Below are 25,413 nucleotides of genomic sequence, written 5' to 3'. Positions count from 1 at the left end.
GTGTGCACATGTTGTGTGCCGGACGGCCGGACGGCCTCCCCGTTCGGCGGGGCCGGTTCAGTCGTGGGGCGGGAGGGATCCGATCTGGTGGTCGGCCACGCTGAGCGCTTCGCCGACGAGGCGACGGAGGTGGCCGTGGCCGAGCGAGTACACGACCCGGCGCCCGTCCTTGCGCGTGGTGACCAGTCCGGCCAGGCGCAGCTTGGCCAGGTGCTGGCTGACGGAGGGGCGCGGGGCGCCGCACACCTCGGTGAGCGTGGTGACGTCCGCCTCGCCCTCGCCGAGCCTGTGCAGCAGCGCCAGGCGGGTGCGGTCGGCGAGCAGTGCCAGAATCGAGGCGGCGACCACCAGGCGCTCCCCGCCCGCCTCACCCGCCCAGCCCGCCTCGCCCGTCCCGCTCTGCGAGGCATGGGCAGGTGCGCCGCTTGTGCGTGAGGTCATCCGCCCATCGTAGGGCGGCCGCGTCCGACGTGTGCACGTGCGCGTACCCGTGCGCGGACGGGACGGCGGACGCCGGCGGCGGTGCCCCCGGGCACACGGACCTGGAGCGGTGCCGGAAAACCACTCGTCATGTGACAGTCACCGCCCGACGGGGGCGGAGTCCGGTGGATGATGGCCCCGACATGACCGGACGCCGTGCCAGGACGCGCTCGTGTCCGCAGCCCGGGCGGCGCGGCGGACGGTGCCTTCGGGCTGCCCTGTTCGCCCTGCCCGGTACGGCGTTGGCCGTCGTGAGCCACCACCTGGCGTCGGGGGACGAGGTCTCCTGGGCGCGGGTGGCGGCCGGTACGGCGGTGGCCTTCGCCCTGTCGTGGACCGTGTCCCGGATCTCGCGGCCCTGGTGGCACGTGGTCGCGGCGACCGGTCTGGCGCAACTCGTCCTGCACCGGGTGCTGTCCGACGGGCAGCCCGTGTGCCACGGGCCCGCCGGGGGCCACGAGGGGGCGCCGCAGGCCGTACGCCTCGCCCTCCGCGGCGTGTGGGCGATGACCGCGGCCCACTGCGCGGCCGCGTGCCTGCTGGCCCTGCTCATGTACCGCGCGGACCGGGCCCTCGGCCGCCTGCCGGAGACGGTGGGCCGCTGGGCGCAGCGGGCGGTGGCGGCCGCCGCCGCGGCCTTCGGCTCCCTCCGCCCGCCGTGGAGCGGACCGCGCCCGCCGGCCGGGCCGACGCCGCACGGCGGTCCCGCGACGGCGCCGGGGACGGCGGCGGCGCTCTCCCACGTGGTGGTACGCCGGGGGCCTCCCGCCGGGTGGGCAGGAGACGTCTCCCCCATCCTCGCGGGCCGATCCCTCGCATGGTGAAGCCCGCCCCCGTACCGAGAGGTTCCTCCCCCATGAACGCAACGCCCACCGGCCTCCGTCCCCGCCGGCTGGCCCTCGCGGCCTTCGGCGCCCTCGTGGCCGTCGGCCTGACCGCGGGCCCGGCCGCCGCGCATTCCGAGGTCAAGGCGTCCAACCCGAGCGCCCTCGCCGAGAACGTCACCCTCTCCTTCACCTCGGAGGCGGAGTCGGACAGCGCGGGCATCTCGGAACTGCGCGTGGTGCTCCCCAAGGGCATAGCCCCGGACTCCGTGACGCTGAAGGAGGCGCCCAAGGAGTGGAAGTTCACCGCCACTTCGGACGGCTACACCGTCGGCGGCACGGCGCTGGCCACCGGCACGGACGCGGCGTACAGCATCACGGTCCGCCAGCTGCCGGACGAGAAGTCCCTGGCGTTCAAGACCATCGAGACCTACGGCGACGGAAAGGTCTCGCGCTGGATCGAGGTCCCCACCGGCGGGCAGAAGGTCGAGAACCCGGCCCCGGTCCTCGATCTGTTGCCGGCCGCGCCCGGGGCCAAGCCGATCGCCCCGAGCCCGAGCCCCACTCCGACGTCGGCTCCGAGCGCCGCCCCGTCCGTCGAGCCGCCGCCGGCGACCGCTTCGGCCGCCACGGCCGCCACGGCCGGGGAGGACGGGAGCGGGGGCGGCGGCACCGCGACGGCCGTCGGCGTGGCGGCGGTCGTGGTGGTGCTGGCCGCCGGGGCCGTCTGGTGGCTGCGGCGCGGCCGTAGCCGGAACTGACGCGAGCGGCGGGGGCGCCGTGCCGGTCAGCCGCCCCGCTCCAGGGTGACGTGGAAGGACGTGTGCCCGGGGCGGCTGGTGACCTCGACGGTGCCGTCATGGGCCTGGACCACCGCCAGGACGATGGCCAGGCCCAGGCCCGTACCGCCCCCCGCCCTGGCCCGGTTGTGATCGGCCCGGGTGAAGCGCTGGAACACCTCGGGCACGAGATCGCCGGGGATACCGGGGCCGGTGTCCGTGACGCTCAGCTCCACGGTCCCTGACGTGCCCTCGCCCAGCGCGAGGGTGACCTCGGTGCCCTCCGGGGTGTGGGTGCGGGCGTTGGCCAGGAGGTTGGCGATGACCTGGTGGAGCCGGTGTTCGTCACCGGTCACCGTGACGGGCTCCTCCGGCAGGTCGAGCAGCCAGCGGTGGCCGGGGGCGGCGGTCCGGGCGTCGCTGACCGCGTCCAGCGCCAGCCGGGTCAGGTCGACCGGTTCGCGGGCGAGGGGCCGGCCCGCGTCGAGCCGGGCGAGCAGCAGGAGGTCGTCGACGAGGCCGGTCATGCGCCGGGTCTCGGACTGGATCCGCTCCAGCGAGTGGCGCACCTCCCCCGGCACCGCGCCGGGGTGGCGCAGGGCCAGCTCGGCGTGGGCGCGCACGGTGGCGACGGGCGTACGGAGTTCGTGGCTGGCGTCCGCGGCGAAGTGGCGCAGGCGCTCCTCGCCCGCCTGCCGCCGGGCGAGGGCGTCGCCCACGTGTCCCAGCATGCGGTTGAGCGCGGCGCCCACCCGGCCGACCTCCGTGTGCGGGTCGGTGTCGGGGACCGGGGCGGGCATCGCGGTCTCCCCGCTGGCCAGGGGCAGCCGGGTGACCTCGGTGGCGGTGGCCGCGACGCGCTGCAGCGGGCGCAGCGAGAGCCTGACCCACAGGGCTCCGGCGACCCCGGTGGCCGCGAGCGTGGCACCGAACACGATGGCCTCCGCCGTCTCCAGGCGGTGCACGGTCTCCTCCACCGGCTGCAGCGGCAGGCCGGTGATCAGGACGTCGCCGTCGTCGCCCGTGACGGCGGCGACCCGGTAGCGGTACAGGGCGGACAGCCTGAGGTCGTGGCCCCGTCCGTCCGCGGGTACGGCGGCGAGGGACGCCCGGTCGCGGGCGGTGAGCGGTACCGGGGCGTCGGTCTGGGCGCGGACGACGGCCGCCTCGGTGGTCCGCCCGCGCAGCAGCCGGGCGCCGAAGGTGCCGTTCGACTGGCCTCGGGTGTCGGGCCGGTTGTCGGCGTCGGGCTTCTCGTCGTGTTCGAGGCTGGCCGCGAACCGGCCGCCGGAGGCGGCGAGCTGCTGGTCGAGCTGGTTCACGAGGAAGGTTTCCAGGGTCAGCACGGTCGCCGCCCCCACCGCGAGGCAGGCCAGGGCGAGCAGGAGCACGAGACCGGCGGTCAGCCGGGACCGCAGGGTGCGGGGCAGCCGGGGCCGCTTCATGCGGGACCGGGTTCCCCGGGCTTGAGGACGTAGCCGGCACCCCGCACCGTGTGGATCATCGGCGGCCGGTCCGCGTCGATCTTCTTGCGCAGGTAGCTGATGTACAGCTCCACGATGTGCGCCCGGCCGCCGAAGTCGTACGACCAGACCCGGTCGAGGATCCGCTCCTTGGACAGGACCCGGCGCGGGTTGCGCATCAGGAAGCGCAGCAGTTCGAACTCCGTCCGCGACAGGTCGACGAGCCGGCCGGCGCGGCTGACCTCCATCGCCTCCTCGTCCATCACCAGGTCGCCGACGGCGAGGCGGTTCCCGCCGGGCTCGCGTGCCATGCCCGCCCGCCGCAGCAGCCCGCGCAGCCGGGCGAGCACCTCTTCGAGGCTGAAGGGCTTGGTCACGTAGTCGTCGCCGCCCGCGGTGATGCCCGCGACGCGGTCCTCGACGGAGTCGCGGGCGGTGAGGAACAGGACGCAGACGTCCGGCAGGCCGGTCCGCATCCGGCGCAGCACGGCGAGCCCGTCCAGGTCGGGCAGCATCCAGTCGAGGACGACGGCGTCGGGACGGAACGCGGCCGCCGTGTCGAGGGCGCTCGCGCCGTCGGCGGCGGTGCGGACGTCCCAGCCCTCCGAGCGCAGCGCCCCGGACAGCACGTCGGTGAGGTCCGGCTCGTCGTCGACGACGAGGATCCGGACGGGGGCGCCGTCGGGCCTGCGGAGCACGGGGGGTGGTGAGGGGCTGTCCATGGTGGTTCCAGCATCTCCCGGATGTGCGGTACCAGGGCGTCCGGAAGCTCTGAGTTTCCTCTGAATCACCTGTGGATCCGTCCCCGGGAGGCCGTTTCAGAGGGAACACAGAGCTGCCGGTGTGAGGCTGGCCGGGCAACCACCGACATGGTGCCGGCCGTGGACGCCGTCGCCGGGAAAGGGGCCCCATGGCCGCCGGCGCGTACGACCGCCGTTCCGTGACGCGTGTCCCGCACGCGGCGCCGCCGCGTACGGCCTGGATACCCGTGGCCGCCCAGGTCCTCGTCTGGGCCGGGGCCGCGGGCGTCCTCGGCCTGTGGTGGGCCGACACCACCTCCGTCGTCGGCCCGGCGGGCTGGCTGACCGACGGCGGCCGGATCACCGGCCTCCTCGCCGGGTACGCCTGCGCGGTCCTGCTGGCCCTGATGGCCCGCGTCCCCATCCTCGACCGCGGTGTGGGCACCGACCGGCTGGCCCGCTGGCACGCCATGGGCGGGCGCTACGCCCTCTCCCTCGCCCTGGCCCACACCCTGCTGGTCATCGGGGGCTACGCCGTCAGCGCGCACACGGATCCGGTGAGCCAGGCCACCACGCTGGTCCTGCACTACCCGGACCTGCTGAAGGGCACCGCCGGCTTCCTCCTCCTCGTGGGCACCGGCGTCCTCTCCGCCCGCGCCGCCCGCCGCAGGATGGGCTACGAGACCTGGCACCACCTCCACTTCGCGACGTACCTGGCGGTCTTCCTGGTCTTCGGGCACCAGCTCTCCGACGGTGCCGACTTCGTCGGCGACCGCCCGGCCCGGCTGGCCTGGTACGCCCTGTACCTCGGTGTGGCCGCGCTGCTCCTGTGGTTCCGGTTCGCCGTGCCCGTCCGCGGCGGGATGCGCCACCGCCTCCGTGTCGCCGCGGTCCGCCGCGAGGCGCCCGGTGTCGTGTCCGTGTACCTCACCGGCGAGCGCCTGGACGAGCTCGGCGCCCGGCCCGGGCAGTTCTTCCGCTGGCGCTTCCTGGCTCCGGGCCTGTGGTGGGCCGCCAACCCCTACTCGCTCTCCGCCCCCGCCGACGGCCGCTCCCTGCGCATCACGGTCAAGGCCGTCGGCGGCCACAGCGCCGCCGTCGCCCGGCTGGCCCCCGGCACCCGCGTCTGGGCCGAAGGCCCGTACGGCGGCTTCACCGCGGACCGCCGCACCACGGGCAGGACGCTGCTGCTGGGCGGGGGCGTCGGCATCACCCCGCTGCGGACCCTGCTGGAGACCCTGCCCGGTGACGTCACCCTGATCTACCGTGCCCGCCGTCCCGAGGACCTCGCGCTGCGCGGCGAGCTGGACGCCGTCGCGGCGGCCCGCGGTGCCCGCGTCCTGTACTCCGTCGACGAACCGGCCGCCCACCGCATGCCGCTGACGGCCGAGGCGCTGCTCACGTACGTGCCCGACCTCGGAGAACGGGACGTGTACCTGTGCGGACCGCCCGGCATGACCGAGGCGGCCCGCTCCGCCCTGCGCGACGCCGGTGTGCCCGCCCGCCGCATCCACCACGAGTCCTTCGCGCTCTGAGCGCGGCCCGAAACCCGAGGAGACCCGCCGTGCGCCGCGTCGCCGCCACCACCCTGTCGACCACCGCGGGGGTGGTCCTGCTGCTCGCCCTCAAGCCCCACCAGGGCCATCCCCCCGTCGTCTCCGCCGTCTCCGCTCCCAGGCCCGCCGCCTCGGCTCCGGGCGGCGCCGCCTCCGGCACCCGTACCGGCGAGTTCACCGGGGACGTCGTCGACACCCGGTACGGACCGGTACAGGTGTCCGTCACCCTCGCCCAGGGGCACATCACCGCCGTCCACGTCCTGCAGGTGCCCTCCGAGCGGGGCCGCGACCGGGAGATAGCCGCCCGGGCCGTGCCCCGGCTGACCGAGGAGGCGCTCGGCGCGCAGAGCGCCTCGATCGACGCCGTGTCCGGCGCGAGCTACACCAGCGAGGGCTACATCCGGTCCCTGCAGAGCGCCCTGGACGAAGCCGGTGTATGAACCGACCCGCCCTGACCCGACCCGCTCTGACCCGACCCGCGCGGACCCGACCCGCGCGGACCGGGCCCCGCACACGGCACGGCCGGCGGAGGGGCCGCGCCATGCGGAGGGGCTGCGCCACGTCGAGCACGTCATGGGCACCGTCTTCTCCTTCGACGTCCGCGACCGGCCCACCCCCGCCATCCGGCGCGCCCTCGCCGAGGCCGTGCGCCTTCTCCACCGGGTCGACGCCGTGTTCTCCACCTACCGGCCCGACAGCCACGTCAGCCGGCTCGACCGCGGCGAGATCCGCCTCGGCGACTGCCCGCCCGAGGTCCACGAGGTCCTGAGCCTGTGCGCGCGGGCCGTCCACGACAGCGAGGGCTACTTCAGCATCACGCCCGCCGGCACCCTCGACCCGTCCGGGCTCGTCAAGGGCTGGGCCGCCGAAGCCGCGTCGGAGCTCCTGTACGAGGCCGGCGCCCGCCACACCTGCGTCAATGGCGGCGGCGACCTCCAACTCCGCGTTCCGGGCCCCCGGTCGGCCCCCTGGCGCATCGGCATCGCCCACCCCCTGCACCCGGGCCGGCTCGCCACCGTCGTCACCGTCCGGGAGGACCTCGCCGTCGCCACCTCCGGCACGGCCGAACGCGGCGCCCACATCCTCGACCCGCACGACGGCGCCCCCGTCACCGCGTTCGCCTCCCTCACGGTGATCGGCCCGCGCCTGACCATGACCGACGCCTACGCGACGGCCGCGTTCGCCCGCGGCCACGGCGCCCGGGAGTGGCTTGAGGCCCTCGACGGCTACGAGGGCCTCGCGATCCTGCCCGACGGCCGGCAGTGGCGGACGTCCGGGTTCGGCCGGTACGGGAGCTGAGGCGGCGGGCGTCGCCCTACCAGGCCAGCGGTTCGCCCTCGCGGAAGAAGCCGCCGGTGGGACCGGAGTCGGGCAGGGTGGCGGCCCAGACGACGCCGGCGGCGCCCTGGTCGACGGGGTCGCCGCCCGGGCCGCCCATGTCGGTCGCGATCCACCCCGGGCAGACGCAGTTCACCAGGATCCCCTCGGCGCGCAGTTCGTCGGCGAGCTTGCGGGTCACGGCGTTGAGGGCGGCCTTCGAGACCCCGTAGGCGGGGGTGCCGCCCGACATGTGTTCCAGGGACCCGGATTCGCTGGACACGTTCACCACACGGGGGTGAGCGGAACGGCGCAGCAGCGGCAGGAAGGCCTGCGCGGTCCGCCAGGCTCCGAAGAGGTTGGTCTCCAGCGTCCGGCGGACCTCGTCGAGGTCGACGGAGACCGCCCGGCGGGCGGTGTCGTAGTTGACGGCCGCGTTGTTGACGAGGACGTCGAGGCGCCCGAACTCCTCTTCCACCCGACGGGCCAGGGTGCGGACGTCCTCGGCGTCGGTCACGTCCAGCCGGCACGGCAGCAGGGTGCCGGGCGCTCCGGAGGCCAGCTCGGCGACGGCCCGTTCGGCGTCTTCCGGACGGCGGGCCGAGAGCAGGACGGTGTGCCCGAGTCCCGCCAGCTGGCGCGCGGTTTCACGGCCGATGCCCCTGTTGCCACCCGTGACCAGCGATACCGGTGCGGCGGTGCTCATGTCTTCTCCCCTGAGGCGGACGATCCCGATTCGGGCAGCACGTTACGCAGTCTCCCCGCGCGGCGGGATCAGGCCCGAGGCGCAGACGGGCTACGGCTTTGGACCTGGTCCCCGGGGACCACCACGGCCGCACGGCGGGGCGGGGGCGGCGGGGCGGTCATGGCCGCCGGCCGAACTCGGCCCCGTGGCCGACGGCCCACTGCGCGAAGGAGCGGGCCGGCATCCCGGTCAGGCGCTCGACGTGGTCGGTCACGAGCCGTGACTCCGGTCTCCGTAGCGACGCCGTGACGAGGGCGTCGACCAGCCGCTCGGGACGGCCGTCCGCGAGCATGCGTGCGCGCGCGGCATCCGCGGGCACCGGCTCGAAACGCAACTCCCGCCCGAGGGCGGCACCGAGGATCGCGACCTGGTCGGCCCTGCCGAGCGGCTCGGGCCCCGTCAGCAGGTAGGGGGTGCGGTCCGCGTCGTCCCCGCGCCGGAGGAGCACCTCTACCGCCGCGGCCGCCACGTCCCCCTCGTCGACGACCGCGGTGCGGGCCGTGTCCGGACCCCTGACCACGTCGCCCGCGCGCAACTGCGCCGCCCATCCAAGGGTGTTGGACGCCAGCGTGTCGCTGCGCAGCACGGTGGGACGCAGGCCGGCGTCACGGAGCAGGCGTTCCATGTCCGCGTGCACCTGCACGATCGGGTCGCTCTGGCGCACCGCGTCGTCGTCGATCGCGGTCGAGGACAGGTAGACGACGCGCGGTGCCGCCGCGGCGAGTTCCGCGATCAGGGGCCCGGCGGGGGCGGTGTCGAGGAGCGGCCAGATGAGGAAGACGGTGTCGACACCGTCGAGCGCCGCACGGACGGAACCGCCGTCGGTCAGATCGCCCCGCACCGACTCGACGCCGGGTCGCGGGCCGACAGGACGGCGGTCGAGGCGCCGTACGGCCGCCGGGCGCGCGTGCAGCCGGGCGAGGAGCTCACGGCCGAGGTTGCCCGTCGCGCCGGTGACCAGGACGGTCCGGGAGCGAGCGGGGACGGGCGGGATGGAGGGGGTGTCAGGCATGCTGGGGACGCTAGGGGTTCAGGTCGACATCAAGGCAAGGGCGGCGCAATGGCGATGACGATCGGCGAGGCGGCCGCGCGGCTGGGAGTCGAAGCGCACGTCCTGCGGCACTGGGAGCACGTCGGAGCGCTCACGGTGCGCCGGGACGCGAACGGCTACCGCCTCTACGACGACGAGGTCCTGGAGCAGGCCCGAACCGTGCTGAAGCTGCGCCGGGTCGGGCTCTCCCTGCCGGAGGTCACGGCGGCGATGTCCCCGAGGAAGTCCGCCGCGCAGGAGGTCGTGCGCGCGAAGATCGCCGCGCTGGAGAGCGAGGTCCACAGCCGACGGCAGGCGATCGCCTTCCTCCGGCACACCGTCGAGTGCCGCCACCGCTACCTCGAGGAGTGCGCGGACTGCGCGACGTTCGTCTGGGGCCCCTGACCGAGAGCGGGGCGGGGAGGCCCGCCCGGAAGCCCCAGGTCGGCGACCTGGGGCCGGTTCGTTCCCCCGGGCCGGCGGGGAGGACCGCCCCCGCCGGTGGTCAGGCGTGCTTGTCCGCGGGGTGGCGGGTGGGCTGGACCGACCAGGCCGGGGGTTCGTCGTTGCCCGAGTCCTCGTCGCGCTCGGCGTCGGCGAAGGTCTCGTGGATCTTGTCCGGGGCGTGGTGGACCGGGGCGTAGACGGCGTAGAGCCGCATGGGCTCGTCGCCGGTGTTGGTGACGTTGTGCCAGGTGCCGGCGGGCACGAAGACCGCCCAGCCGTCCTCGACCTCCTGCTCGAAGTCGAGGCGGTCCTTCGCACTGCCCATCTGAACGCGGCCGCGGCCCGCGTCGAGCCGGAGGAACTGGTCGGTCTCCGGGTGCGCCTCCAGGCCGATGTCCTCGCCCACCGGGATCGACATGAGGGTCAGCTGAAGGTACTTGCCGGACCAGGCGACCGAGCGGTAGTTGCTGTTCTCCAGCGTCGCCTTTTCGAGGTCGAAGCTCTGAGGTTCCGGCCCGATGTCCTTGATGGTCATGCTTCTCTCCCGGTCGACGGAGGTGGTACGCGTTCCGGCGCAGGTTTTGCGCCGGGCCAACCCTTCCAGACTCACCGGGGTGTTGCGGCCCGACGCCAGCGACACTCGAGCCGGACGGTCACGGGCGCCGGGAAACGGGGGGCGGTGGGGCTCGTCCCGTGCCGGGGATGAGCGGGATCAGAGGGCGACGAAGGCGGTGGCGAGGACAGCGGTGTACCAGTACTCGAACAGGCGGTAGGTGCCGTGGTCGTAGGCCGGGCCGCGGCGGTCGAGGACGCGGCGGGCGGTGGTCCAGCAGAGGGCCGCCGCGACCGCTTCCGCGCACCAGGCCGCCGGGGTGGCCGCCCGGACGAGGAGGAAGTGGGTGACCAGCGGCAGGAGGGCGAAGCCCGCACAGAGGAAACGGCGTGAGAAGACCTCCCCGAAGGCCAGGGGGAAGGTCCTGCGGCCGGTGGCGGCGTCTCCGCGCAGGTCGCGCAGGTCCTGGACGGAGATGAGGAGGAAGACCACGACGGCGAGGGTGAGCATCCACCGCCATGCGCCGGGGGTCAGGGGGGCGGTCATCTGCCAGGCGGCGCCGAGCATGGGAAGGACGCCACAGCCGATGACGGCGTTCTTGACGATCCAGTACCGGGAGCCCCCGAGGTTGTGCAGGAGGGTCATGGCCTGCCAGAGCAGCGCCCATTGCCACACCCCCGCCGCCCATCCGACGAGGGGGAACAGGACGAAGGCGACCGCGGTGCGCGTCAGGGCCCCGCGCGCGGTGACCGATTTCCGCACCAGGGGGCGGAAGGGCTTGTTGAGGCGGTCCTCGCGGAGCCCGGCGAGCTGGTTGGTGAGGCAGAAGGTGTAGAGGTAGAGCCAGAAGTAGACGGTCGCCGTCACCGCGGTCACGGCGAGGCGGCCCGCCGGCTGGTGGTGGCGGACCGCGACGGCGAGGGCGAAGACGACACCGGGGTAGAGGCCGCCCCAGGGATCGTTCTTGATGAACTGCCAGCTCAGCCACGGCTCCCGCAGCACCGACCGGACCACCGTCGGGCCGCCGGCGGTCCGGCCCCCCGCCGCCCTGCGCGAGGGCGTCGGGACGTCGGGGGAAGAGGAGGGGGTGTTCGGCGGGCTCACCATCGCGACAGCTCCCTGGGGGCCGGTGGGCAGGGGCTACTCGGGACCGCCGACGTGGCCAGGCCCTCGGGCGTGGACGCGGAGGCGGAGCGTGCGCGGTCCGTACGAGGCGGACAGGGCCACCTTGACGGGCCGTTCGGTGACCGGGGTGAACCGCCAGGAGCTGATCAGCACGGAGAGGACGGCGACGGTCTCCTGGACGGCGAACCGGTCGCCGATGCACCGGCGCGGGCCCGCCCCGAAGGGGACGTGGGCACCGCGATCGGTGCGCGGGGTCTTCCACCGGCCGGGGTCGAACTCCCGGGGGCGGGGGTGGAGATCGGGGTTCCAGTGGACCGTGTACGGACTGATCGCGATCGCGGTCCCGGCCGGAAGCCGGACGCCGCCGAGCCGGGTTTCGGTGGTGACGGTGCGGGTGAACAGCCAGACGGGCGAGTGCAGCCTCAGGGCCTCGTCGACCACCTGTTCGGCATAGCTCAGGGCGGGCAGGTCCGCCGCCCGCGGCGGCCGGCCGCGCAGCACGCCGGCGGTGTGGGCGTGCAGGTGCTCCTGGATCCCGGGGTGGCGGGCGAGTTCGTAGAGCATCCAGGACATCAGGCCGGCGGTGGTCTCGGTCCCGGCGATGAAGAACGTGATGAGCTGGTCGGCGACCTCCTCGTCGGTCAGTGAGACGGGACCGTCCCCACCGGTCTCCGGATCGGCCGCCGACAGCAGCGCCGAGAGCAGGTCGGGGTCGTCGGTGCCGTCGGCCCGCCGGCCGGCGACGACGCCGGACACCGTCTGCCGCAGGCGCCTGCGGGCACGCTCGTAGCGCAGGTGGCCCGGGGTCGGCGCGCGGTCGAAGGGGGCGGGGGTCAGCATGCGCCGGATGACGCTGCCCAGCAGGGTGGCGATGTCCTCGTTGATCTGCCGGGTGGTGTGCGCCGGCAGGCGGCTGCTGAACATCGTCCGTGCCAGCGCCCGGCTGGCGAGGGCCGGCATCACCCGGGCGACGTCGATGACGTCCCCGTCGTTCCACGCGGCCGTCTCCTCACGGGCCGCCGCCGTGACGGCCTCCGTGTAGTCGGGCAGCCGGCCGGGACGGAACGCCGGCTGGCACAGCCGGCGCTGTCTGCGGTGCCGCTCATGAGGACAGGTCGCCAGCCCGTCCCCCACGACCTCCCGGGCCCGGTCGAAGAACGGGCCGCCCTTGTCGAAGGTCCGGTCGTCGCGCAGCACCTGCTGCACGAGATCGGGGTCACGGACCAGGACCATGGTCTGCGGCCCGAACCTCAGCCTCACGAGGTCCCCCTGCCCGGGCGAGGCGAGGAACCCCGGCCGGTCACGCAGCATCGCGGCCGTGTGCCCGAGGAGCGGAACGTACCCGGGGGCCAACGGCACGGCCCCGAGACCGGAACTCACAGCGGACCCCCTCCACCAGACCTGACGGCATCCCTTCCCCTCGGCGGAACACGCGAACCACGCGGGGGCGGCACGGGGGTACGGCGAACGCCGGACTCTCCCGGCACGGCCTTCCCGTCATACGCGGCGTCATATAAGGGACTTCCAGGCGCGCAGATCCGGCCCGCGCCGACCCGCCCCGCCCACACACTCGAATGAGTGAATGATTTTCGGTCATGTCGGCGCCGCCCCAACGCTGCGGGCGTGAGGCGTACGGATCCCCCCTGCCGTGGACGGGAACGATCACTCCCGGCAGTCGTCCGGCAGCGCCCTCCCGAGAGTGGCTGATCTTGCATACGTGCCCTCAAGGTGGTCTCCCTTCCGGTTCGGGAGGCTCCTGAAGAATCGTTAAGGTGGCCGCCCATGACACTCCGTTGTGTAGTGATCGGATACGGGCACATGGGTGCCCTGCACCATGCGAAGCTCGCGGCACTGGGCGTGCGGGTGGTGGGTGTGGTCGACCCCCGGTTGGCCGCGGCAGGCCGGCCGGCGGCTGATCCACCGGTCCTGTCGATGGCCGAGGCCGCCCGCTTACGTCCGGACCTCTGGGACGTCTGCGTCCCGACCGAGGCCCATGGCGCCCTGCTGGCCGAGGTGTGCGCCCGCGACACGAGGGCGAACGTCCTGATCGAGAAGCCGCTCTGTGCCCCCGGCGACGTGCCGGCCGTGCGCGCGCTGCTCGCCGCCCACCGGGGCCGTGTCGTGGTCGGGGAGCACTACCTGTCCTCAGCCGTGCTGGAGCACGTGGCCGATGCCTCGGCGCGGCTGGGCCTGGTGCCGCGCCGGGTGACGGTGGAGATGAGCAAGCACCGCGCCCACGACGTCCGCCGGGGGCGTTTCCAGGACCGCGACTTGGGGGCGCTGGGCTACGAGGGGCCACATCTCGTGGCGGCCGTCGAAGCGCTGGGGCGACGGCTCGGCCTCGACCTGGCGCCGGACGGTCCGGCCGAGGTCGGGTTCCACGGAGCGGCGGCGCCCTGGGCCGGCCCCACGCAGGACGGCGTCGAGGTCCGCTACCGCACGCGCGCGGACGCGCCGGGCTGCGAGGTGCTGCTGTACAGCTCGATGACCGGGCGGATCGGACACCCCGGCCTCCGGCCGGACGGACCGGAACTCGCGTCGTCGGGCATCGGTCCCGGCTCCGGTACCCGCTACCGGGCGATGTCCGTCGTGGGCACCGACCCGCACGGACGTGTCCAGGAGGTCATCGGGGCCTTCGAGCCGATCCCCGGACTCCCCCGGAACCACGGCACGGTCACCGTTCGGGCCGAGGGCTCCCCGGTCGCGGCGGAACGGCACGTCATACGGGACGACGGCCTCAGCCGCCATCTGAGCCGCGCCCTCGCCCACTTCCGGGGCCGCGGCCCCAACCCGGCCCCACCCGGGGCGGCTCTCGACCAGCTCGCCCTGCTGCACGCCTGGAGCAGCCGGCCCGTCCCGGCCACCGCGGCCGCCCACGATCCCCTGCCCCTGACCCTGGGAGTCACGACATGACCACAGCAGTACCCGCTCACCCGGCCCCCTTCCCCACCGGAGCCGGGCCCGTGCCCGGCCCGCCCGCCGGAGTGGGTGTGTCCCACGTGCGGGTGTACTCCAGCCGGGCCCCCGACGGACAGTGCGGCGGAACCCCGCACGTCCACCTCGCCTGCACCGAGATGTACGTCGTGCTCGAAGGCAGCGGAGCCGCCGAGTTCCTCACCCCGTCCGGCTTCGAGAGGGTCGAGCTCCGCCCGCACGCCGCCGTCACCTTCGATCCCGGAACCCTCCACCGGCTGGTCTCCGACCCCGGCGACGACCTCAAGATCCTCGTGATCATGGAGAACAGCCACCTCAACGAACGGGGCGACGTCGTCTTCACCTTCCCGGACGAGGACCTCGCCGACGCGCAGCGCTACGAGGCCATGGCCGACGCCGACGCCCCCGACGCCGTCCGGGCCCGCAGGGACCGGGCCGTGTCCGGCTTCACCGCCCTCACCGCGGCGTGGCAGCACGGTCCGGACCACGGGCGGGCGGCCCTGCTCGCCTTCTACGACCGCGCCGCCGCGCTGGTCCGGCCCCGGGCGGCCGACTGGCCGCGACTGGTCGCCGACGGCCCGGCCCGTGCCGTGCACCGGCTCGCCGAACGCGCCGAGGCGGCCGCCGCCGGAGCCCCGGCGCACCTGGCCGACGCCTCGGTGACCCGCCTTCCCGCCCCTGGCGCGGGGACGGACCGGGCCGGTTTCTGCGGCGAGGTCCACCGGTACCGGCCGGTGCCCTAGGAACGAGGGTCCTGCCGCATCGGCCGTGCCGGTGGCCCCGTCCCGCTCAGCCGGCCCGGAGGCCGACCGCCAGTGTCAGTTCGAGGACCCGGTGTGGCGATGCGAGGTCCGGGAACAGGTCCCGCAGCTGCGACATCCGGTACCGGACGGTCTGGGGATGGACGAACAGGGCCGCCGCCGCCTCGTCCCGCCTGCCCTGGTGCAGCAGCCACGCCCGCAGCGTCTCCTCCAGACGCCGGGCCGTCGCGACCGGCAGGGTCCGCAACGGTGCGAGGGCTCGGGCGCGCAGGTCCGCGAACGCGTCCGCGTCGGCGCTCAGCACCAGCTCGGGCAGGTGTTCCTCGGTGTCGCGGATGTCGGAGGAGAGGGAGCGCGCGCGTGCGGCTCGTGCGTACGAGGCGGACGCACGGGTCCATGGCCGGGCCGGGCCGACCACGGCGGCGCGGTCGGTCAGCTGCCGCAGGAGGTGCGGCCGGTCGGCATCGGGGACGAGCAGCACACCGGAGGCGTCCGGCAGATCGTCGAGGACGAGGGTGCCCGGGTCGAGCGTGCGGTAGGCGGGCCGGGCGTGGGCGGCGGGCAGCAGGACCGCGGTCAGCGAGACCGGAGGCTGCCACCCGGCCCGTTGGACGGAGGCCAGCAGCACGTCCGGGCTCGCGCCGGCGAGGAGGTCGCGGGCCAGGTGTTCCAGGTGGCGCTCGTGCTCCCGGCCCCGGGCGGCCAGCTCGTCGGCGTGGCCCGCGGCGCTCGCGGCGGAGAGCTCGTCGATGTAGGCGAAGGTCAGCTCGGCGAACTTGGCGACCTCGGCGGCGGGCAGACCCGCGGGTACGGCACCCGCCGCCAGGCACCGCCAGGCCACGCGGGCGCCGACGCGGTAGGCGCTGAGCAGGGCGTCCATCGAACGGCCGTCGCGCACCTCGCCGCGGCCCAGCTCGTAGGCCGCGTCACCGGCGTCGCCGCCCGTGGCGTTCCCGCTCGCGAGGTCCAGGTAGTTCCCCAGGGCGGTGCGGACGGCCCGGCGGATGGTGACGCCCATGCGGCCGGAAAGGGCGTTGGCATAGGGCGGGACCTCGTCGATGATCGCCTGGACGACCTCGTCGGCGGTGGTCCTCAGCGCGGCCCGAAGTGCGGTGACCGTCGTCGCGTCAAGGGGCGGTTCGGTGACCCTCCGGATTGGATGGCTCATATTTCATTCCCTGCGAACAATTCGGCCGAGCAGATTTACGTCCTACGGTCAGGACTTTACGCCTTGAGGCGCATCAAGCTTGAGCCATGACGAGTGCAGCCCTCCGCAGTGGGGCTTGGAAACTGCTGGAGATGGTCACGACGCCGCTGCTGCCGTCGGATTACCTCGACCTGGTCAGCCCGCTGCGTGCGGGCGCCGACCTGCGCGGGCGCATCGAGGCCGTGCACCCCGAGACGGCTGACGCCGCGACCGTCGTGATCAGGCCGGGACGCGGCTGGCGCGGGCACACGGCCGGCCAGTACGTGCGGATCGGGGTCGACGTCGACGGGAGGCGCCTGTGGCGCGCCTACTCCCTCACCTCGCCGACCGACCGCCGGGACGGCCGCATCACGATCACCGTGAAGGCGATCCCGGACGGCAAGGTCAGCAACCACCTGGTCCGCAGCGCGAAACCGGGCACGCTGGTGCAGCTCGACCAGGCGACGGGTGACTTCGTGCTGCCGGAGGCCAAGCCCGCCAAGGTGCTCTACCTGACGGCCGGCAGCGGGATCACGCCCGTGATGGGCATGCTGCGCGACAACGGGTTCGACGACGTCGTCATGGTCCACAGCGCTCCACGGCCACAGGACGTGATCTTCCGCGGCGAACTGCACGGCCTGGTGGCGGAGGGGAAGCTGCGGCTGACCGAGGTGCACACCGACACGGACGGCGTGCTCGACATCGCCCGTCTCGACGAGCTGGTGCCCGACTGGGCCGAGCGCGAGACCTGGGCCTGCGGGCCCGCGGGCCTGCTCGACGCCGCCGAGGAGCTCTGGAACGAGCGCGGCGTCCCCGAGCGCCTGCACACCGAACGCTTCCGCCCCGGCATCGTCGTCACCGGCGACGGCGGCGAGATCACCTTCGGCACCACCGGCAGGACCGTCGACGCGGACGGCGCCACGCCGCTGCTGGACGCCGGCGAGGAGGCCGGCGTGCTCATGCCGTCCGGGTGCCGGATGGGCATCTGCTTCGGCTGCGTCACTCCGCTCACCGCGGGCGCCGTCCGCGACCTGCGCACCGGCGAGATCACCGAGGCCGAGCCGGGCGTCCTCATCCAGACCTGCGTGTCCGCCGCGGCGGGCCCTTGCACCATCGAACGGTAGGAGCACCTTGACCGCCATCGACCCCACCGCCCACCTGACCGCGGAGCAGATCGAGGAGCTCGGGCGCGAGCTGGACGCGATCCGCGATGAGGTGATCGCCAGCCGGGGCGAGAAGGACGCCGCCTACATCCGCAAGGTAATCTCGGCGCAGCGCAAGCTCGAGCTGGTCAGCAGGGGCGTGCTGCTGTTCTCCTTCTTCCCGCCCGCGTGGCTGATCGGCACCGCCGGGCTGTCCGTGGCGAAGATCATGGACAACATGGAGATCGGCCACAACATCCTGCACGGCCAGTGGGACTGGATGCGGGACCCGAAGATCCACTCCACCACCTGGGAGTGGGACCACGTCTCGCCGGCCGACCAGTGGAAGCACTCGCACAACGAGCTGCACCACACGTACACCAACGTGATCGGCAAGGACAACGACCTCGGCTACGGCATCATGCGCGTCGACGAGGACCAGCGGTGGCAGCCGTTCCACCTCGGCCAGCCGCTGTGGAACTTCGTCAACGCCTGCTTCTTCGAGTACGGCATCGCCGCGTACGACCTGGAACTCGGCAAGAACCTGAGCAAGCGCCGCCGCAAGAACCCGGAGTTCCGCGCGCGGGCCAAGGCCGTGGGCCGCAAGATCCGCAAGCAGGTGCTCAAGGACTACGTGATCCACCCGCTGCTGTCGGGCCCGTCCTTCCTCACCACGCTCGCCGCCACCTTCACCGCGAACCTGGTCCGCAACATCTGGTCCCACTCGGTGATCATGTGCGGGCACTTCCCCGAGGGCGTGCAGGTCTTCGAACGCCGGTCGATCAAGGGCGAGACCCGCGGAGAGTGGTACCTGCGCCAGATGATGGGCTCGGCGAACATCAGCGGCAGCAGGGCCATGCACTTCATGACCGGCAACCTGTCGCACCAGATCGAGCACCACCTGTTCCCGGACCTGCCGAGCAACCGGTACGCCGAGGTCGCGGTGAAGGTGCGCGCGCTGTTCGAGAAGTACGAGCTGGAGTACGTCACCGGGCCGCTGCCCAAGCAGGTGTTCTCCGCGTGGCACAAGGTCTTCCGGCTCTCGCTGCCGAACAGGAAGCCCAAGGTCAAGGCACCGGACCGCGAACAGGAACTCGTCGCGGCCTGACCGGCGTCCGAACCTCTCACCGCCCGCGGTGTCAGGTGAGTTCCCGGGCGTCGAGCGGCAGCCGCCAGGAGTTGCGGCGGTGGGCCGCCTCGTACGCGGCCCGGAGCGGGGACGGGGGCACGGTCAGGACGGGGCAGGCGGCGTGCGCGAGGACGTAGCGGGTCACCGAGGGGCGGAGCAGGCGGCGCAGCGGTCCGCGGGGGCCCGAGCCCACCACGAGCAGGTCGTCCGGGTCGCGCGCGACGTCGACGAGCGCGGCCCCCGCCGTGCCCCGCACGGTGAGGCCCGTGACGGTGAGGGCCGGGGTCCCGGCGCCGAACGCGCTGCCGAGCACCTCGCGCAGCCGGTCCGCCGCGGCCGACCGGCACAGCGCCGATACCGGCACCCCGCAGGAGGTGCGGCTGCCCGGTCCGCCGTCCGGGGCCTGCCACGCCAGTACCGCGCACAGCTCCACCCGCCGCAGCCGGGCCTCGGCAGCGGCCCGGTGAAGGGCCCCGAGGCCGCCCAGGCCCTCACCTATGCCTACGACCACCTGCGGCATGCTTCCTCCCTCGTCGATCCGTCCGGGAGGCTCATCCAACGGCAGGGATGCGTTCCGGGGGCGGATCGCTGACGGTCCCCTGACGCGGTGTGCGGTGATTCTGACGCGTTGCTGACGCCCGGCGCCCGTCGTGCCGGCCGTCAGCCGGCGTGGACGTGGGGGCGGCGGGAGCGGTCCGGTTCGGCCTCGCGGATGACCTCGCGGGTGACGGGGGCGACCTCGCCCTGGCCGAAGAGGAAGAACCGGAAGAAGTTGGCCATCGGGTTGCCCTCGGTCCACTCGAAGTAGATGTGGGGCCGCTGGCCGGTCTCGTCGCGGACGTGCAGCAGGAGGGCGGCGAGGGCGTTGGGGATGCTGGAGCTCTCCAGGGTCAGGACCCGGTAGCGGCCGTGGAGCACCTCGCCGCGCACCCGCATCCCGGATTCGAACTCGGAGGCGTCCAGGACCGTGACCTCGACGAACACGACGTCGTCCTCGGCCGGGATGTCGTTGTCCTCGCGGATCTGCGCCTTCTTCTGCCGGTACTCCTCGAAGTCCCGGCTGTCGGGCTCGTTGGCGACGAACCGGATCGTGCGGTTGGCGGTGTCGCGGATGAACCGCTGCGCCATGTCGTCGAACTCGATGTCCGTGACGCGCAGCTCGAAGACCCGCGCGAGGCGCGAGAGGAGCGACAGGGCCATGATGCCGCCGATGAAGCAGGCGCCGATCTTCACACCGTCGGGGCGCTCGGCGACGTTGATCGCGGTGGTGTAGATGAAGACGGCGGAGATGATCCCGAAGCCGATGGTCCAGCCCCGCTCCCCCGCCCGGCGGGCGGCGATGGTCACGGCGACGGCCGCCGAGGTGATCAGGACGAGGACGCCGGTGGCGTAGGCGCCGCCCTGGGCGTCGACGTCCGCGTTGAAGAGCCAGGTCACCAGGAAGGCGATCAGCGTGAAGACGATCACCATCGGGCGCAGGGCGCGGGCCCAGTGCGGGGCCATGCCGTAACGGGGCAGGTAGCGCGGCATCAGGTTGAGCAGGCCGGCCATGGCCGAGGCGCCCGCGAACCACAGGATGCAGATCGTCGAGACGTCGTAGACCGTGCCGAAGCTGGAGCCCAGGTATTCGTGGGCGAGGTACGCGAGGGCGCGGCCGTTCGCCTCGCCGCCCGGCTGGAACTTGGCCGCCGGGATCAGCAGGGTGGTGATGAGGCTGGAGCAGATCAGGAAGACGCTCATGATCACGGCGGCCGTGGTGAGCAGCTTCTTGGCACCGCGGATCCGGCCGGCGGGCTTCTCCTCCGTGTCCGCGGGATCGCCCTGGACGTGCGGCATGACCGCCACACCGGTCTCGAAGCCGGAGAGGCCGAGCGCGAGCTTCGGGAACACGACGAGCGCGATGGCGATCATCATGAAGGGGTTGCCGTGCTCGGCGGTCAGCGCGCTCGTCCAGTCGGTGATGACGTGCGTCTCGGTGAACACGTTCCACAGCCCGACCGCCACGACGACGACGTTCAGGGCGAGGTAGGTGGAGACCAGGACCACGGCGACGCCGATGGCCTCGCTGAACCCCTTGAGGAAGACCGCCCCGAGCAGCGCGATCAGGATCAGGGTGATCAGGACCTCATGGCCGTGCAGAGTGCTGGTGAGGTGCGGGTTCTCCACCATGTGCGCGGTCGCGTCCGCCGCCGACAGGGTGATGGTGATCAGGAAGTCGGTCGCCGCGAACCCGAGCAGGGTCAGGACGAACAGCTTGCCCTTCCAGAACGACAGCAGCTTCTCCAGCATGGCGATGGAGCCCTCGCCGTGCGGGCTCTCCTCGGCCACCCGCCGGTAGACGGGCAGTGCGCCGAAGAGGGTGAGGAGCACCAGCACGATGGTCGCCAGCGGCGACAGCAGGCCGGCGGCGAGGAAGGCGATGCCGGGCTGGTAGCCCAGGGTGGAGAAGTAGTCGAGGCCCGTCAGGCACATGACCCGCCACCACGGCCGGCCGTGCGGCTGGGCCGCGGCTTCCTTGGCGGCGGGTGAGCTGGTCTGGGCGGTCAAGCCTTCCAGCATCCACGCGCGCAGGCGCGAGGAGCGGGCAGGGGTGGCCATGGTCGGGCGCTCCCGTCGTACGGTGTGGATTCAGCCATCGGAGTCGACGGCTGGGCCAGCGTACGCAGCGAGAACGCAGCCAATACGTCTATAGCCTCGTCTGATGGAATCCTGACGCCCTCTTAACGCCCTTCCTTCTGATGGCCTACGGAGCGCCCTCCGTTCGGAGGCAGAGGGCCGTGGACCTCACTCCATGCCGGGGATGAGCGAGACCAGCAGGTCGATCAGCTTGATCCCGACGAACGGCAGGACCAGCCCGCCCAGGCCGTAGACGCCGAGGTTGCGGCGCAGCAGGTCGTGGGCGGAGGCGGGCCGGTAGCGGACTCCGCGCAGGGCGAGCGGGATGAGGGCGACGATGATCAGCGCGTTGAAGATGATCGCCGAGGTGATCGCGGACCGGGGGCTGCTCAGGCCCATGACGTTGAGGGCTTCGAGGCCCGGGTAGGCCGTGGCGAACATCGCGGGGATGATCGCGAAGTACTTCGCCACGTCGTTGGTGATGGAGAAGGTGGTCAGGGCTCCGCGGGTGATGAGGAGCTGCTTGCCGATCTCGACGATGTCGATGAGTTTCGTCGGGTTGGAGTCGAGGTCGACCATGTTCCCGGCCTCTTTGGCGGCCGAAGTGCCCGTGTTCATCGCGACGCCGACGTCGGCCTGGGCCAGGGCGGGGGCGTCGTTCGTGCCGTCGCCCGTCATGGCGACGAGCTTGCCGCCGGCCTGCTCCCGCTTGATGAGGGCCATCTTGTCCTCGGGCGTGGCCTCCGCCAGGTACTCGTCGACCCCGGCCTCGGCGGCGATGGCGCGGGCGGTCAGCTCGTTGTCGCCGGTGACCATGACCGTGCGGATCCCCATCCGGCGCAGCTCCTCGAACCGCTCCCGGATGCCGTCCTTGACCACGTCCTTGAGGTGGATGATGCCGAGCACCCGCGGCCCGTCCCAGTCGTGGACCGCCACCAGCAGGGGTGTGCCCCCGGACTCGGACACGTTGGCCGACCAGGCCACCGCCTCCGCCGGTACGGTGCCGCCGCGCATCGCCACCCAGTCGCAGACCTGGACGGTCGCACCCTTGCGGATCGCGCAGCCGGCGCCGCCCGCCCAGCTCAGGTTGACGCCGCTCATCCGGGTCCGGGCGCTGAACTCGGTGAACCGCGGGTTGCTGAGGTCCGCCGCGGTGGCCGGCCGCAGTCCGTACCGATGGGCGAGGGCCACGACGGACCGCCCCTCGGGCGTCTCGTCGGCGAGCGAGGACAGCTGGGCGGCGTCCGCCAGCTTGAGCTGGTCGACGCCCGGCAGGGGGATGAAGGCCACGGCCTCGCGGTTGCCGAGGGTGATGGTGCCGGTCTTGTCGAGCAGCAGGGTGTTCACGTCTCCGGCGGCCTCGACGGCGCGGCCGCTCATGGCGATGACGTTGCGCTGGACGAGCCGGTCCATGCCCGCGATGCCGATGGCCGACAGGAGGGCGCCGATCGTGGTGGGGATGAGGGTGACGAGGAGGGCCACCAGGACGGTCGTGGACTGCGCGGCGTGCGCGTAGTCGGCCATCGGCTGGATGGAGACGACCACGAGGACGAAGATGATGGTCAGGGCGGCCAGCAGGATGTTCAGTGCGATCTCGTTGGGCGTCTTCTGCCGGGTGGCCCCTTCGACCAGGGCGATCATCCGGTCGATGAAGCTGTGCCCCGGGCGCGAGGTGACCCGTACGACGATCGAGTCGGACAGCACGGTCGTACCGCCGGTGACGCCGGAGCGGTCGCCGCCGGATTCCCTCAGAACGGGTGCCGATTCGCCGGTGACGGCCGACTCGTCGACCATCGCGGCCCCGTCGACCACGTCGCCGTCGGCCGGGATCAGCTCGCCGGCCTCGACGAGCACGAAGTCGAAGGGCTGGAGTTCGGCGGGAGTGACCACCTCGGTCTCGGCCCGTCGCAGGTTCGCCCCGTACGTCCAGTGGGTCAGCCGCACGGCGACCGTGTCCGTACGCGCCTTGCGCAGCGACTCGGCCTGGGCGCGGCCCCGGCCTTCGGCGACGGCCTCGGCCAGGTTGGCGAACAGGACGGTCAGCCAGAGCCAGACGCTGATCACCCAGGTGAAGACGGACGGGTGGACGAGCGCCGAGAGGGTGGTCAGCACGGATCCGACGGCGACGACGAACAGCACCGGCTTCTTGACCAGTTCGCGCGGATGGAGTTTGCCGACGGCCTCTCGCACGGAGGCGGCCAGGAGGTCGGGGTCCACGACGTTCACCCGGCCGGAGCGTTTCCGGGAGGGCCGGTGGGACGGGGTTCGCGGAGGAGTCCCGAGACCCGGAGGAACGTGCTGCGCGGCGGCAGGAGGCATGAATACCTTCTGAATGGGTTCGAGGCGTGGTGGCCCTGGCGGCTGGTGGCCAGGTGCGGGAGAGGGGTGTCGCTGCCGGGGACCACCTCCATGGACCCCCTCGGCCGTCATGTGAGTGGTTTGCAGGTCCCCGGCAGCGCAACAGGCAGGAAACTACTGCCCGTTTCACCGGATGCGCGCATGTGGGCGCGGGAATTGGCGGCTCTTTGACGGCGGCGTACGGGACGCGTCAAACCGCCGTCAGAGGCGCGTCAGCGCGCGTCGGCCGTGATCCGGAAGCGCAGCCGGCAGATCACGGCTTCGGTGTCGCGGCGGACGGCGTGGGCGACGACGGAGCCGCGCTGGTTCTGGAGCAGCCGCTGCCACAGGCGGGCGGGTTCGGTCTCCGGGATGAGCACGGTCACCTGGGAGTCGGGGTGGGCCCGCGCCAGCTGCCGTACGTACGCCGACAGCGGGCGGCCGAGCGAGCGGGTCTCCGAGGAGAGCTCGATCAGTTCGACACCGGGCTTCCACAACTCCCAGTCGCGTCGCAGGGCTTCGGCCGCCTGGCGGTCCTCGGGGGACGGGTGGGTGACGGTCACGGCGAGGACCTCGTCGCCGAGCGAGCGGGCGGCGGTGAGGGCCTGGCTGGTCAGGCGGGACAGGCCGGAGACGGGGACCACGACCAGGGAGCGGGACCGGTGCGGCGCCTGCGGGATCCGGCCGAGCTCCAGGCGTTCGCCGATCTCCGTGTAGGCCCGGTGGACCTTCTCGAAGCCGAGGACGAGCAGCGGCAGCGCGACGACGATCAGCCAGGCGCCCTCGGTGAACTTGGTGGCCGTGACCACGACGGCCGAGACACCGGTCAGCAGGGCGCCGAAGCCGTTGAGCGCCGCCTTCGCCCGCCAGCCGCGCGGCCGCCGCCCGTACCAGTGCCGGACCATGCCGACCTGGCAGATGGTGAAGCCGATGAAGACGCCGATGGCGAAGAGCGGGACGAGGGTGTTGGTGTCGCCGCCGGAGAAGACGAGCAGGACGGCGGAGACGAGTGCCAGCCAGACCACGCCGTGGCGGTGGACCTGCCGGTCGGCCTTGAGGGCGAACACGTGCGGCAGGTGGTTGTCGCGGGCCAGCAGGCTCATCAGCACGGGCAGCCCGCCGAAGGAGGTGTTCGCGGCGAGCGCGAGCAGCACCACGGTGGCGAACTGGACCACGTAGAAAGCGGCGTTGTGCCCGAAGGAGGCGTCCGCGAGCTGCGCGAGGACGGTGACGCCCTCGACGGGCTGGAGGTGGAAGCGCCCGATCAGGACCGACAGGCCGATCAGCATCACGCCGAGCAGGGCGCCGAGGGCGACCTCGGTGCGCTGGGCCCGGCGGGCGGCCGGGGCGCGGAAGGACGGAACGGCGTTGGCGACGGCCTCGACCCCGGTCAGGGCGGAGCAGCCGGCGGCGAAGGCCTTCAGCAGCAGGAGCGCGCCGACGGCGGTCGCCCCCTCGCCGAGCGCGGAGGCATGCCCGGTGGCGGACGCGGTGCTGACGGGGGCGTCGCGGAAGAGCCCGACGACGACCATCGCGAGGATCGACCCGACGAAGACGGCGGTGGGCACGAGGAACGCCTTGGCGGACTCCACGACCCCGCGCAGGTTCACCGCGGTGACCAGGACCAGGACGCCCAGGCAGATCCACACCCGCTCCCCGTACAGCTCGGGGAAGGCGGAGGTCAGGGCGGCCACGCCGGCCGTGACGGACACCGCGACGTTCAGGACGTAGTCCAGGATCAGCGAGGCGGCGGCGACCAGGCTCGTACGCCGGCCCAGGTGCCGTCTGGCGACCGCGTAGGAGCCGCCGCCGTCCGGGAAGGCGGCGATGACCTGCCGGTACGAGGCCACCAGGACGGCCAGCAGCGCGGCGATCGCCACCGTCACCGGCAGGGTGAAGCCGAGGCCGTAGGCGCCGGCCGCGCCCAGGACCAGCACGATGGACTCCGGCCCGTACGCCACGGACGCCATCGCGTCCAGGGACAGCGCGGCCAGCCCCTGGAGGGCCGTCAGCCGGTGGCGGTCCTCTGCCGCCGCTGAGGGGATACGGGTGTCAGGCGGCTCCTCCGTGCCCGGAGTCTGCCCTGCGGTGCCGGTCTTTCCCATGTCTATGGACATCTCTCGCTGTTCCTCCGTTGGACAAAGCGAGGACAGCGTCGGGAATTCCATGGCCGGATCGCCAGGGTCCTTGACGTTGTCCATACGGCCGCCGCGCCAGTCCTCACGCGCTCTTGATGCCGGAGCGGGAGC

Annotated in this window: 23 protein-coding genes; 10 read left to right on the top strand and 13 right to left on the bottom strand. The window is 73.1% G+C overall.

Features of this window, described 5'->3' with window-relative positions:
• Positions 1 to 57: 57 nt before the first annotated feature.
• Positions 58 to 441, bottom strand: coding sequence for a metalloregulator ArsR/SmtB family transcription factor (locus tag AB0O29_RS08260; RefSeq protein ID WP_365147963.1), 384 nt, complete (start codon positions 439 to 441; stop codon positions 58 to 60).
• A gap of 290 nt (positions 442 to 731) precedes the next feature.
• Here AB0O29_RS08260 and AB0O29_RS08255 point away from each other — a divergent pair, with 290 nt between their 5' ends.
• Complete coding sequence (locus AB0O29_RS08255; RefSeq protein WP_365147960.1) at positions 732 to 1,304, top strand: hypothetical protein; 573 nt, start codon at positions 732 to 734, stop codon at positions 1,302 to 1,304.
• 32 nt (positions 1,305 to 1,336) lie between these two features.
• A complete protein-coding gene (locus AB0O29_RS08250; protein ID WP_365147957.1) occupies positions 1,337 to 2,065 on the top strand; it encodes a DUF1775 domain-containing protein in 729 nt (242 codons plus the stop codon).
• 26 nt (positions 2,066 to 2,091) lie between these two features.
• On the opposite strand, the gene AB0O29_RS08245 is transcribed toward AB0O29_RS08250, so the two are convergent.
• Both AB0O29_RS08245 and AB0O29_RS08240 read right to left on the bottom strand, forming a co-directional pair.
• Positions 2,092 to 3,528 (bottom strand): HAMP domain-containing sensor histidine kinase, encoded by a 1,437-nt coding sequence (locus AB0O29_RS08245; RefSeq protein ID WP_365147954.1) that lies wholly within the window; start codon positions 3,526 to 3,528, stop codon positions 2,092 to 2,094.
• Entirely contained in the window at positions 3,525 to 4,268 is a 744-nt protein-coding gene (locus AB0O29_RS08240; protein WP_365147951.1) for a response regulator transcription factor, read from the bottom strand. The genes AB0O29_RS08245 and AB0O29_RS08240 overlap by 4 nt, the downstream gene beginning before the upstream one ends.
• 188 nt (positions 4,269 to 4,456) lie before the next feature.
• On the opposite strand from AB0O29_RS08240, the gene AB0O29_RS08235 reads away from it, so the two are divergent.
• From AB0O29_RS08235 to AB0O29_RS08225, 3 genes are all read left to right on the top strand, one after another.
• Positions 4,457 to 5,821, top strand: a complete 1,365-nt coding sequence (locus AB0O29_RS08235) for a ferric reductase-like transmembrane domain-containing protein (protein ID WP_365147948.1) — start codon at positions 4,457 to 4,459, stop codon at positions 5,819 to 5,821.
• 29 nt (positions 5,822 to 5,850) lie between these two features.
• Positions 5,851 to 6,282 carry an FMN-binding protein gene (locus tag AB0O29_RS08230; RefSeq protein ID WP_365147945.1) on the top strand — a complete coding sequence of 144 codons (432 nt, stop codon included), beginning with the start codon at positions 5,851 to 5,853 and terminating at the stop codon, positions 6,280 to 6,282.
• 133 nt (positions 6,283 to 6,415) lie between these two features.
• Entirely contained in the window at positions 6,416 to 7,141 is a 726-nt protein-coding gene (locus tag AB0O29_RS08225) for an FAD:protein FMN transferase (RefSeq protein ID WP_365148018.1), read from the top strand.
• Positions 7,142 to 7,157: 16 nt separating this feature from the next.
• Here AB0O29_RS08225 and AB0O29_RS08220 read toward each other — a convergent pair whose 3' ends face one another.
• Both AB0O29_RS08220 and AB0O29_RS08215 read right to left on the bottom strand, forming a co-directional pair.
• Entirely contained in the window at positions 7,158 to 7,865 is a 708-nt protein-coding gene (locus AB0O29_RS08220; RefSeq protein ID WP_365147942.1) for an SDR family oxidoreductase, read from the bottom strand.
• A 157-nt stretch (positions 7,866 to 8,022) separates the two neighbouring features.
• Complete coding sequence (locus AB0O29_RS08215; protein ID WP_365147939.1) at positions 8,023 to 8,916, bottom strand: NAD(P)H-binding protein; 894 nt, start codon at positions 8,914 to 8,916, stop codon at positions 8,023 to 8,025.
• A gap of 48 nt (positions 8,917 to 8,964) precedes the next feature.
• Between AB0O29_RS08215 and AB0O29_RS08210 the strand changes: the two genes are divergently transcribed.
• Complete coding sequence (locus tag AB0O29_RS08210) at positions 8,965 to 9,339, top strand: MerR family transcriptional regulator (RefSeq protein ID WP_365147936.1); 375 nt, start codon at positions 8,965 to 8,967, stop codon at positions 9,337 to 9,339.
• A gap of 100 nt (positions 9,340 to 9,439) precedes the next feature.
• On the opposite strand, the gene AB0O29_RS08205 is transcribed toward AB0O29_RS08210, so the two are convergent.
• From AB0O29_RS08205 to AB0O29_RS08195, 3 genes are all read right to left on the bottom strand, one after another.
• Positions 9,440 to 9,916, bottom strand: a complete 477-nt coding sequence (locus tag AB0O29_RS08205; RefSeq protein ID WP_365147933.1) for a cupin domain-containing protein — start codon at positions 9,914 to 9,916, stop codon at positions 9,440 to 9,442.
• Positions 9,917 to 10,093: 177 nt separating this feature from the next.
• Positions 10,094 to 11,041: a UbiA family prenyltransferase gene (locus tag AB0O29_RS08200; RefSeq protein ID WP_365147931.1), complete on the bottom strand. Its 948-nt coding sequence runs from the start codon at positions 11,039 to 11,041 to the stop codon at positions 10,094 to 10,096.
• A gap of 33 nt (positions 11,042 to 11,074) precedes the next feature.
• Positions 11,075 to 12,439, bottom strand: coding sequence for a cytochrome P450 (locus tag AB0O29_RS08195; protein WP_365147928.1), 1,365 nt, complete (start codon positions 12,437 to 12,439; stop codon positions 11,075 to 11,077).
• A 402-nt stretch (positions 12,440 to 12,841) separates the two neighbouring features.
• Between AB0O29_RS08195 and AB0O29_RS08190 the strand changes: the two genes are divergently transcribed.
• Together AB0O29_RS08190 and AB0O29_RS08185 are read left to right on the top strand one after the other, a co-directional pair.
• Entirely contained in the window at positions 12,842 to 13,972 is a 1,131-nt protein-coding gene (locus AB0O29_RS08190) for a Gfo/Idh/MocA family oxidoreductase (RefSeq protein WP_365147925.1), read from the top strand.
• A complete protein-coding gene (locus AB0O29_RS08185; RefSeq protein ID WP_365147922.1) occupies positions 13,969 to 14,736 on the top strand; it encodes a cupin in 768 nt (255 codons plus the stop codon). Before AB0O29_RS08190 ends, AB0O29_RS08185 begins: the two co-directional genes overlap by 4 nt.
• A 46-nt stretch (positions 14,737 to 14,782) precedes the next feature.
• On the opposite strand, the gene AB0O29_RS08180 is transcribed toward AB0O29_RS08185, so the two are convergent.
• Positions 14,783 to 15,922, bottom strand: coding sequence for a helix-turn-helix domain-containing protein (locus tag AB0O29_RS08180; RefSeq protein ID WP_365147919.1), 1,140 nt, complete (start codon positions 15,920 to 15,922; stop codon positions 14,783 to 14,785).
• Between the two features lie 86 nt (positions 15,923 to 16,008).
• On the opposite strand from AB0O29_RS08180, the gene AB0O29_RS08175 reads away from it, so the two are divergent.
• Both AB0O29_RS08175 and AB0O29_RS08170 read left to right on the top strand, forming a co-directional pair.
• Positions 16,009 to 17,064 carry a ferredoxin reductase gene (locus tag AB0O29_RS08175; RefSeq protein WP_365147916.1) on the top strand — a complete coding sequence of 352 codons (1,056 nt, stop codon included), beginning with the start codon at positions 16,009 to 16,011 and terminating at the stop codon, positions 17,062 to 17,064.
• A 7-nt stretch (positions 17,065 to 17,071) separates the two neighbouring features.
• Positions 17,072 to 18,190 carry an acyl-CoA desaturase gene (locus AB0O29_RS08170; protein WP_365147914.1) on the top strand — a complete coding sequence of 373 codons (1,119 nt, stop codon included), beginning with the start codon at positions 17,072 to 17,074 and terminating at the stop codon, positions 18,188 to 18,190.
• A 31-nt stretch (positions 18,191 to 18,221) separates the two neighbouring features.
• On the opposite strand, the gene AB0O29_RS08165 is transcribed toward AB0O29_RS08170, so the two are convergent.
• The 4 genes from AB0O29_RS08165 to AB0O29_RS08150 all read right to left on the bottom strand — a co-directional run bounded on the left by AB0O29_RS08165 (position 18,222) and on the right by AB0O29_RS08150 (position 25,281).
• Positions 18,222 to 18,731, bottom strand: coding sequence for a universal stress protein (locus AB0O29_RS08165; protein WP_365147912.1), 510 nt, complete (start codon positions 18,729 to 18,731; stop codon positions 18,222 to 18,224).
• A gap of 140 nt (positions 18,732 to 18,871) precedes the next feature.
• Positions 18,872 to 20,809, bottom strand: coding sequence for an amino acid transporter (locus AB0O29_RS08160; RefSeq protein ID WP_365147908.1), 1,938 nt, complete (start codon positions 20,807 to 20,809; stop codon positions 18,872 to 18,874).
• A 186-nt stretch (positions 20,810 to 20,995) separates the two neighbouring features.
• Positions 20,996 to 23,146 carry a potassium-transporting ATPase subunit KdpB gene (gene kdpB, locus AB0O29_RS08155; RefSeq protein WP_365147905.1) on the bottom strand — a complete coding sequence of 717 codons (2,151 nt, stop codon included), beginning with the start codon at positions 23,144 to 23,146 and terminating at the stop codon, positions 20,996 to 20,998.
• A gap of 251 nt (positions 23,147 to 23,397) precedes the next feature.
• A complete protein-coding gene (locus AB0O29_RS08150; RefSeq protein ID WP_365147902.1) occupies positions 23,398 to 25,281 on the bottom strand; it encodes an APC family permease in 1,884 nt (627 codons plus the stop codon).
• Between the last annotated feature and the right edge of the window lie 132 nt (positions 25,282 to 25,413).

Source organism: Streptomyces sp. NPDC089915, from assembly GCF_040684675.1.
In the GTDB taxonomy this organism is placed as follows: domain Bacteria; phylum Actinomycetota; class Actinomycetes; order Streptomycetales; family Streptomycetaceae; genus Streptomyces.
This window is presented reverse-complemented; position numbering and strand designations above follow the sequence as displayed.